Here is a 7,560-nt window from a genome sequence, read left to right on the forward strand (position 1 = left end):
TCGCAAGCGTGATGGATGCCCTGCCCTACCGGATGTACCTGCTGGCCTACGACGCGTCGGCGCGCGGCCCCTACGACCGCACGCGGACCGGATTCCTCGTACGCGTCGCCACACTCGTCGACCTCACCCTGCGCAGTCACCTGACCGAGCACCGAGGAGCGGTGCGGGTGACCGCGCCCGGCCCGGTGGGCGATCCGGTCCTGGACCGCGTGCTGGCGGAAGTCGCCGGAGCCGGGCACGGCTGGAAGCACCTGGCCCGGCGGCACAGGACGCACACCCTGCGAGCCGTGGAGGACCAGCTCGCGAAACGGGGACAGCTCACCGTGGAGCCGGGCCCCGTCCCGGTCCTGTCCGGACGCCGTACGACCGTGACGGACCCGGAGGCCGTCCGAGCGCTGCGAGCGCACGCCGCCACGATCCTCCGCTCCGCCACTTCGGTGGACGAAGTCGCCGTGGAGGGTGCCGCTCTGGTGGCGCTGGCCGCGGCCGGCCGGATCGGCTCGGCGGTGTCCGGACAGGACCGGCACCGACACCGTGCGCGCATCGACGACCTGACCGGCCGGCTCGCTCAGCTCGCGCCGGGCCTGGAGACGACGGTACGGGGCCTGCGCACCACCATGATCGCCGCCCGGGGAGGCATGGGCGGCAGCTGACCCGCCACCCCGAGCAACCGGCCCGAGCAGGAAGGCGTACACCGATGAAACCAAGGCGCGCAGGGCGATGGACGGCGGCACTGGTGTGCGCCGTGCTGGCCTTCACCGCAGTGCCGGTCCGGGCGGAGACGGCCGAGGTCCGGCACACCGGCGTACCGGCCTCACCCGTCGTACACACCCGGGCCGGTGCCTTGCGCGGCACCGTGGGCGACGGCTACCGCACCTTCGACGGCATCCCCTATGCGGCACCCCCGGTCGGCGCCCTGCGCTGGACACCACCGCGCCCCGCTCCCCCGTGGAAGGGAGTGCGGGATGCCACCCGGCCCGCCAGCCCCTGCCCGCAGCCTGCCGGTGAGGTACCCGGCGGCAGCACCACCGAGGACTGCCTCCACCTGAACGTGACCACCCCCGACACCGCCCGTCCCGACCGCCCCCGGCCCGTGATCGTGTGGGTGCACGGCGGCGGTTTCACCACCGGCGCGGGCAGTTCCTACGACGCCCATCGCCTGGCCACGCGCGGTGACGTCGTCGTGGTCACCCTCAACTACCGCCTCGGCGTTCTCGGCTTCCTCGCCCACCGGAGCCTGCGGGGCGCCGGCACCTTCGGACTCGCCGACCAGCAGGCGGCGTTGCGCTGGGTTCGGGCGAACATCGGCGCGTTCGGCGGCGACCGGCACCACCTCACCCTGGCCGGAGAGTCCGCGGGCGGCTTCAGCGTATGCGCCCAGCTCGTCTCTCCCGCCGCTGCCGGCCTGTTCGACCGCGCCATCATCCAGAGCGGACCGTGCACCGGCCGCGCCGACCGCCCCTTCGCACCGGCTGCCGTCCCGCTCGAGGCGGCGGACGCCACGGGGGCGAAGCTGGCGAAGGCGGTGGGCTGCGGCACCGCCCGGCACGTGGTGGCCTGCCTGCGTCGGGTGAGCACCGCCCGGCTGCTTGCCGCCCAGGACGCCGCCGCACAGCCCGCCTACGCCACCGGTCTGCTGCCCCGCGACCCGAACACCGCGCTGGCCCGCGGCATCGTGCACCGTGCGCCGGTCCTCATCGGCTCCAACCACGACGAGGGCAACGGCTGGGCCGCCGCCGTCGTCCGGGCCGGTACCCGCATCACCCCCGCCAACTGGCCCCAGGTCGTAGCCGACTTCGTCCCCGATCCCGCCCAGGCCCCCGCCGTCGCCCGCTCCTACCCGGTCACGGAGGTGAACGGCGGGCCGGTCCTCGGCGCGGTCATCGGAGACTCCAACTACTCCTGCCCCACCCTTCGCACCGGGGCGCTCCTCGCGCTCCATGTTCCCGTGTGGCGCTACGAGTTCGCCGACGAACACGCCCCGCCGCTCACCTCGGCCCCCGCACCGTTCCCCCTCGGCGCCCCCCACGCAAGCGAGCTGTCCTACCTCTTCGACCTCGGTGGCCGCCCCCGCGTCATGACGCCCGCCCAGCACCGCCTCGCCGACACCATGCTCGACTACTGGAGCGGTTTCGCCCGCACCGGCAACCCCAACACCCCGGACACACCGGCCTGGCCGCCCGGTTCCGTGCAGTCCCTGGCCCCCGACCACACCGTCCCCTCGAACACGGGCCCCGCCGCCCATCGCTGTGCCCTGTGGAACGCTCTGCCCTGACGACTCCGTGCCCGCTGGACCGCGAACACTCGACGACCCTGTGGCAGGGCCGTCGAGTGCCGGACGGGTCAGGGCTTGTACCAACAGACCGTCACGCCGGTCCGCGCGCCGCAGCCGATCTTGGTGAAGCGGCTCTGGATCATGTTCCAGTAGTGGCCCCACTGCGTCTTGTAACCCTGGCTGTTGGGGTCCTTGTTGGGGTCGGCGTCGTACTTGCTCTTCTCGGCGGCCCACTGCCCCGTGGCCCCGGCCGGTCCCACGGTCGACATGTTCTCGGCGCCGTTGAACGAGGGGGAGTGCTGGAGTGAGCCGGACCCGCCGGGCGTGGAGTCCGGGTTGTCGGCCCAGGCCTGTGCGTCCTTGGCGACGCTGTCGTCCCAAGTCAATGGGGGTGCGCCGGCATCCTTGCGCACGGTGTTGGTCTCGTTGACGATGGTCTGTTGATCGCTCGCGCTGACGTCGGAGACAGCCGCGGAAGCACTCGTCGCGAACATCGTGCCCCCGGCCATCAGTCCCGCCGCTATGGCGGCAACGGCCTGGTGACGTACCCACGTAGGCTTGTTCATGGCGACCCCCTGGTCGCAGAGAGAGCGGCAGATACTGCCGACGAGCATCACCGGTCACTGAGCGGGGCGTGTGGCTGGCTCACAGTGGCCGAGCCGCGGTGCCCGCTCCTGCGGTGGCCGGGAAAGCGACCGCCGGCAAAGTGGCCTGGTCGGGCGGCCGCACGGCCGCCCCCTTCGCCTTCACCAGCCTAAGTCGAGGGTGTCCGCGCGGCGACCGGGGAGACCGCGACGCCTGGTGAACGAGCGGCGCATCAGCCGCATTCCGGCGGTCGGTGTCCGGTCCGCTTGGCGATGGCGGTGCGGTGTGGCCCGGTAGGCGACGGAGCGCTTGTGCGTTCGCACGGCCGGACCGCGCCACCTCTCAACAAGCCTGCCCAGGTCGGCTATTCACGGGCCGGCGCGAGCGTGCTCCAGCCGCCTTCCAACAGCTCGAACGCGCGTGTGACGGCTCGGCGCGGGTCGTCGTGTCCCTGGACGGCGCGGGGTGCTTCGAGGGCGAAGTGGGCGAGAGCGGTGCAGGCGGGATCGTCCGCGGGAAGTCCGCTCTCTTCCGCGATGACCCGGGCCAGGGCAGCCGTGTGGCGCAGCCACATGTTCTGGCGGTAGTCGCGCAGTGCGGGGGTGTCGTTCACCAGGCGGACGAAGGCGGCGAAGCGAGGGGCGGCGTCCGGGTCGACGACGCGGGAACGCAGGGCGTGCTCGCGCAGTGCCGCGGGGATGGGCTGCCCCTCCGGCCGGTTTCGTACCGCGGCGAGCAGAGCGTCCTTGTGGTCGTCCTCCTCGTCGAAGACGAGGGCTTCCTTGACCGGGAAGTGCTTGAACAGGGTGGTGGTGGACACGTCGGCGGCGTCCGCGATCTCGCGGATGCCGACGTCGTCGAATCCGCGCTGGAGGAACAGACGCAGCGCGGCGTCCGCGATGGCCTGCCGAGTGGCGGCCTTCTTGCGCTCGCGGCGGCCCAGGGGCGCCGGCGTGGCGGTGGCCCCGGCGTCGGTCGTGGTGCCGGTCGTGGTGTCGGGCATACCCGCAGCCTACCCACTCGGTTGCACGACAGCAAAAGTTGATCCGTTGCACTTATTTACTTGGTGTGCTTTTCTTGCGGTGTGGCGGCGAGGCGCACCGCCCGCCTCACCGGCGCGGTCCTGCGTGCCCTCGCAGTCCTGAACGGCCCTCTTCGTCACCGAGGGTCCGCCGAGGAGGCCGGCCCACCCTCGCCCCGGCCCGTCACTCTCTCCCCCGGCCCATCCCGGAACGCCCCGGTCCTACGGCCCGCTGACCTCACATCCATCAACAGCCGCAGTACGGCGGCACGTCATGAGCGGAGTCCCACCATGCGCACCACCCACCCACCCCGCATCGCCATCATCGGCGCCGGCCCCGGCGGCCTGACCTGCGCGCGCATCCTCCAGCAACACGGCATCACCGCCACCGTCCACGACCGTGACGCCGGCCCCGACGCCCGTAACCAGGGGGGCACCCTCGACCTGCACGCCGACAACGGCCAGACAGCCCTGCGCGAAGCCGGACTGCTCGACGACTTCTTCCGGCTGGCTCGCCCCGAGGGGCAGGAAATGCGTCAGCTGGACCCGGCCGGCACGGTCCTCTTCCACCACCTCCCCGAGGAGGGCGAGAGGTTCAAGCCGGAGATCGATCGCGGCCACCTCCGCGACCTGCTGCTCGATTCCCTGCACCCGGGTACCGTGCGCTGGGGCCACACACTGAAGGACGTCTCCGGTCCCGCCGACGGACCGCGGACCCTGCACTTCACGAACGGCAGCACCGTCGACGCCGACCTCGTCATCGGCGCCGACGGCGCTTGGTCCAGGGTTCGCCGAGCCGTCTCCACCGCCACTCCCCAGTACAGCGGCGTAAGTTTCCTCGAAGCCTGGTTCGACGACGTCGACAGCCGGCACCCCGGCATCGCCGAACTCGTCGGCCAGGGCAGCGCGGCGGCAGCCGACGGCGACCGCGGCCTGTTCGCCCAGCGCAACAGCGGGAACCACATCCGCGTCCACATCATCCAGCGTGTCCCGGCCGACTGGATCACCGCCGGTGGACTGAGTCCCGAGGACACCGACGGCATCCGCCGCATCCTGCTGGAGCGCTACGCCCACTGGTCGCCCCGCCTGCGCGAGTTGATCGCCGCCAACGACGGACTCTACGTCGACCGCCCGATCTTCGCCCTGCCCGTCCCCCACACCTGGGACCACAACCCCACCGTGACCCTGCTCGGCGACGCCGCCCACCTCATGCCCCCGCTCGGCGTCGGCGTCAACCTCGCCATGCTCGACGCCTGCGAACTCGCCCTCGCCGTCGCGAACACCGACACGATCGACGACGCCGTCCGTACCTACGAGAAGACCATGGTGCCCCGCTCGACCGAGATGGCGCGACTCCTCGACGGCGCCGCCGCTGAGCTGCTGTCCATGGAACTGCCCGACTTCGCCGCCGTCGACCGGGCCTGACAGTGCCGGCGCATCGGTGGCTGCCGGGGCACTGTGGGCCTGGGCGGCATGGTCCGCCAGGAGAGGTTTTGCCTCTAGCCTCGACCTTCCGTGACGGTCCGCCGGTTCGTCCGGCGGACCGATTGGGTCGGCGACCGTCGTCGTGATGCTTCACAGACGTCGGACGCGCAGCACGCCGGTCAGCATCGGGAGAGTGAACTCCCGGGGGGAGGTCTCCGGTCGGTTCGCGAGGAAAGCGCGGATCCGGCTCAGCGTGGCTTCTCGTTCCTGTTCCGGCATGACCAGCATGCCCGCGCGCGTCGCGAGGGTCGCGACGAGAGAGTCGGCGGTACGGCGCTGCCCGTGCGGGAACGCGGCCTGCTCCGGCGCCCCGAACCGGGCGGCTCCGCCCGTCCCGGGAAGGTGCATGTCGGCCGTCTCGGCGCGCCAGGCGGCGGGCGTGTCACGCGGGCCGATGGCCGCGCTCCCGCTGACCCGCGCGAGCCCGGCGACCCAGTCGACCTGGTCGTCCATGAGGTTCCACAGCCCGGCCAGGATGCCGTCGGGCGCGAGGACCCTGGCGATCTCGGGTCCCGCGACGGCCATGTCGAACCAGTGCATGGCGTTGCCGGCCAGCACGGCATCGACAGAGGCGTCCGGCAGCGGTATCGCCTCGGCGCTGCCCGACAGGGCACGGACATCCGGCAGTGAGCGGCGCAGTTCGGTCAGCATCCCCGACGCGGGCTCGACTGCGATGACTTCGGCACCCAGGGCGACGAGTGTCGCGGTCAGCTTGCCGGTTCCGGCGCCGAGGTCGAGCACGCGCCGACCGGGCTCGAATTCAAGCGCCCAGCGCACCGCGGCCTGCGCGTAGTCCGGACGGTGTTCGGCGTACGCGCCTGCCGCCGCGCCGAACGACGAGGCGTGCAGTAGCCGTTCATCCTGATCCACACGGTGACGCTATCGGTGCTGCCGGCGGTCGGCTACAACCCCACCGCACCGCTTCGACGACGGCGATCCGCCGCCGCAGTCCGCCTCGCGCTCACCTGAGAAGTACGTACGGCCGGTGCGGAGACGAGGGCCTCGGCAGCCATCGTTCTCACTGGTCTACGTCCTCTTCACGGGGGGGGTGACCGCCTGACGGGCTGGCCGCTTCACCGGGCGGGTCCCACGCGGATGCCGTCACCTGGGATTCTCGTGGCATGCGCGCGGAACCGGGAGCTGCTCTGAGCAATGCTCACTCTGACCGCGTCACGGTCCGGGCCTGACGGGCGTTCGGGCCGGCTGAGCGATCCGTCCGGGCGGTGGGGCCGGGGCCCGGGCGGGAGGGGGTTTCAGTGCCGGCCGGTTCGGCAGCACGCGGTCGCGCCGCCGCGTTCGATCGCGTGGTAGCCGTAGGCCGCCGACACCAGCGTCATATGGCGGTGCCAGCCCGGGTACGAGCGGCCCTCGAAGTCACGTACCCCGAAGTCGTTCTCCAGGCATCGCAGATCCTCCGCACTGCGCCGGCGGATCGCCGCCAACCGCATCAACTCGTCCGGACGGCGATGCAGCAGATTCGTCAGCCAGTAGCGCACCACGCGCCCCTCGGCCGGCGACCACTCCGCCAGCAGCCGGTACAACGGCGAGGGAACGTTCGCCGGCAACGACAACCGCGGCAGACGCACCAACGACGAACGCAGATACACCCGTTGCAGCGCATCCCCTTCCCCGCCCACCGCCACCACCTGGGACCTGTGCAGCGGGCCCGCGCTGACCTCCTGCGCCGTCATCGCCTCGACCCCCCGCGTCCGGGCCACCGACAGCACCCCGGAGACGGTGGCCCCCTGGGAGGCGGGGGCGGGGGCGGGGGCGGCCAGCGGGGCCAGGGGCTCGACGACCTCCAGATGTCCGGGCACCTCCACCAGGAAATCCAGCGACCGCTCCGCCAGCCCCACCAACAACGTCAACGCATCAGGACAACTGCAGATCCGGGCCACCAACGGCGCCGGCGGCACCCCCCACTCGCCCAGCGCCCGGTCCACCATCCCCAGGATGTGCCCCGAATCCGGCTGCCCCACGACCTCCTCCGGGATACGCGCCCGCAACCGCTTCGACCTGTCCCTCACCCAGGAATCGTCCAGCACCAACGACCACTCCACCGGGATCGAACCCCCCTCACCCGCCAGGAACAACCCCAGCCCCACCTGGCAGTTGATCGTGCGCCCCGCCGAATCCACGAACCGCCGGGCCACCCCCACCGAATGCCGGCCCCGCTTGGGCACCACCGCCTGAT

General features: G+C 72.0%; 7 protein-coding genes. 3 read left to right on the forward strand and 4 right to left on the reverse strand.

Annotated features, from left to right (window positions below):
* Positions 1 to 11: 11 nt before the first annotated feature.
* Positions 12 to 653 (forward strand): GOLPH3/VPS74 family protein, encoded by a 642-nt coding sequence (locus tag ACZ7KF_RS37355; protein ID WP_471085689.1) that lies wholly within the window; start codon positions 12 to 14, stop codon positions 651 to 653.
* Between the two features lie 44 nt (positions 654 to 697).
* Entirely contained in the window at positions 698 to 2,275 is a 1,578-nt protein-coding gene (locus ACZ7KF_RS37360) for a carboxylesterase/lipase family protein (RefSeq protein ID WP_471085669.1), read from the forward strand.
* A 68-nt stretch (positions 2,276 to 2,343) separates the two neighbouring features.
* On the opposite strand, the gene ACZ7KF_RS37365 is transcribed toward ACZ7KF_RS37360, so the two are convergent.
* The gene (locus ACZ7KF_RS37365) at positions 2,344 to 2,841 is read right to left on the reverse strand and encodes a CAP domain-containing protein (RefSeq protein ID WP_471085672.1); all 498 of its coding nucleotides are present in this window, start codon (positions 2,839 to 2,841) and stop codon (positions 2,344 to 2,346) included.
* Positions 2,842 to 3,224: 383 nt separating this feature from the next.
* Positions 3,225 to 3,863: a TetR/AcrR family transcriptional regulator gene (locus ACZ7KF_RS37370; protein WP_471085675.1), complete on the reverse strand. Its 639-nt coding sequence runs from the start codon at positions 3,861 to 3,863 to the stop codon at positions 3,225 to 3,227.
* A 309-nt stretch (positions 3,864 to 4,172) separates the two neighbouring features.
* Here ACZ7KF_RS37370 and ACZ7KF_RS37375 point away from each other — a divergent pair, with 309 nt between their 5' ends.
* Positions 4,173 to 5,306 carry an FAD-dependent oxidoreductase gene (locus ACZ7KF_RS37375; protein ID WP_471085677.1) on the forward strand — a complete coding sequence of 378 codons (1,134 nt, stop codon included), beginning with the start codon at positions 4,173 to 4,175 and terminating at the stop codon, positions 5,304 to 5,306.
* A gap of 150 nt (positions 5,307 to 5,456) precedes the next feature.
* On the opposite strand, the gene ACZ7KF_RS37380 is transcribed toward ACZ7KF_RS37375, so the two are convergent.
* Both ACZ7KF_RS37380 and ACZ7KF_RS37385 read right to left on the reverse strand, forming a co-directional pair.
* Positions 5,457 to 6,236: a class I SAM-dependent methyltransferase gene (locus ACZ7KF_RS37380; RefSeq protein ID WP_471085680.1), complete on the reverse strand. Its 780-nt coding sequence runs from the start codon at positions 6,234 to 6,236 to the stop codon at positions 5,457 to 5,459.
* A 383-nt stretch (positions 6,237 to 6,619) separates the two neighbouring features.
* Positions 6,620 to 7,560 (reverse strand): IS701 family transposase (locus ACZ7KF_RS37385; protein ID WP_471085683.1); only part of this gene is annotated, 941 nt, incomplete at its 5' end.

The sequence above is a fragment of the Streptomyces sp. NPDC038200 genome (assembly GCF_055600785.1).

Excerpts from the sequence above, each read along its gene's own strand:
- ACZ7KF_RS37375 (WP_471085677.1), top strand. The coding sequence starts at position 4,173 with ATGCGCACCACCCACCCACCCCGCATCGCCATCATCGGCGCCGGCCCC.
- ACZ7KF_RS37355 (WP_471085689.1), top strand. The coding sequence starts at position 12 with ATGGATGCCCTGCCCTACCGGATGTACCTGCTGGCCTACGACGCGTCG.
- ACZ7KF_RS37370 (WP_471085675.1), bottom strand. The coding sequence starts at position 3,863 with ATGCCCGACACCACGACCGGCACCACGACCGACGCCGGGGCCACCGCC.
- ACZ7KF_RS37365 (WP_471085672.1), bottom strand. The coding sequence starts at position 2,841 with ATGAACAAGCCTACGTGGGTACGTCACCAGGCCGTTGCCGCCATAGCG.
- ACZ7KF_RS37360 (WP_471085669.1), top strand. The coding sequence starts at position 698 with ATGAAACCAAGGCGCGCAGGGCGATGGACGGCGGCACTGGTGTGCGCC.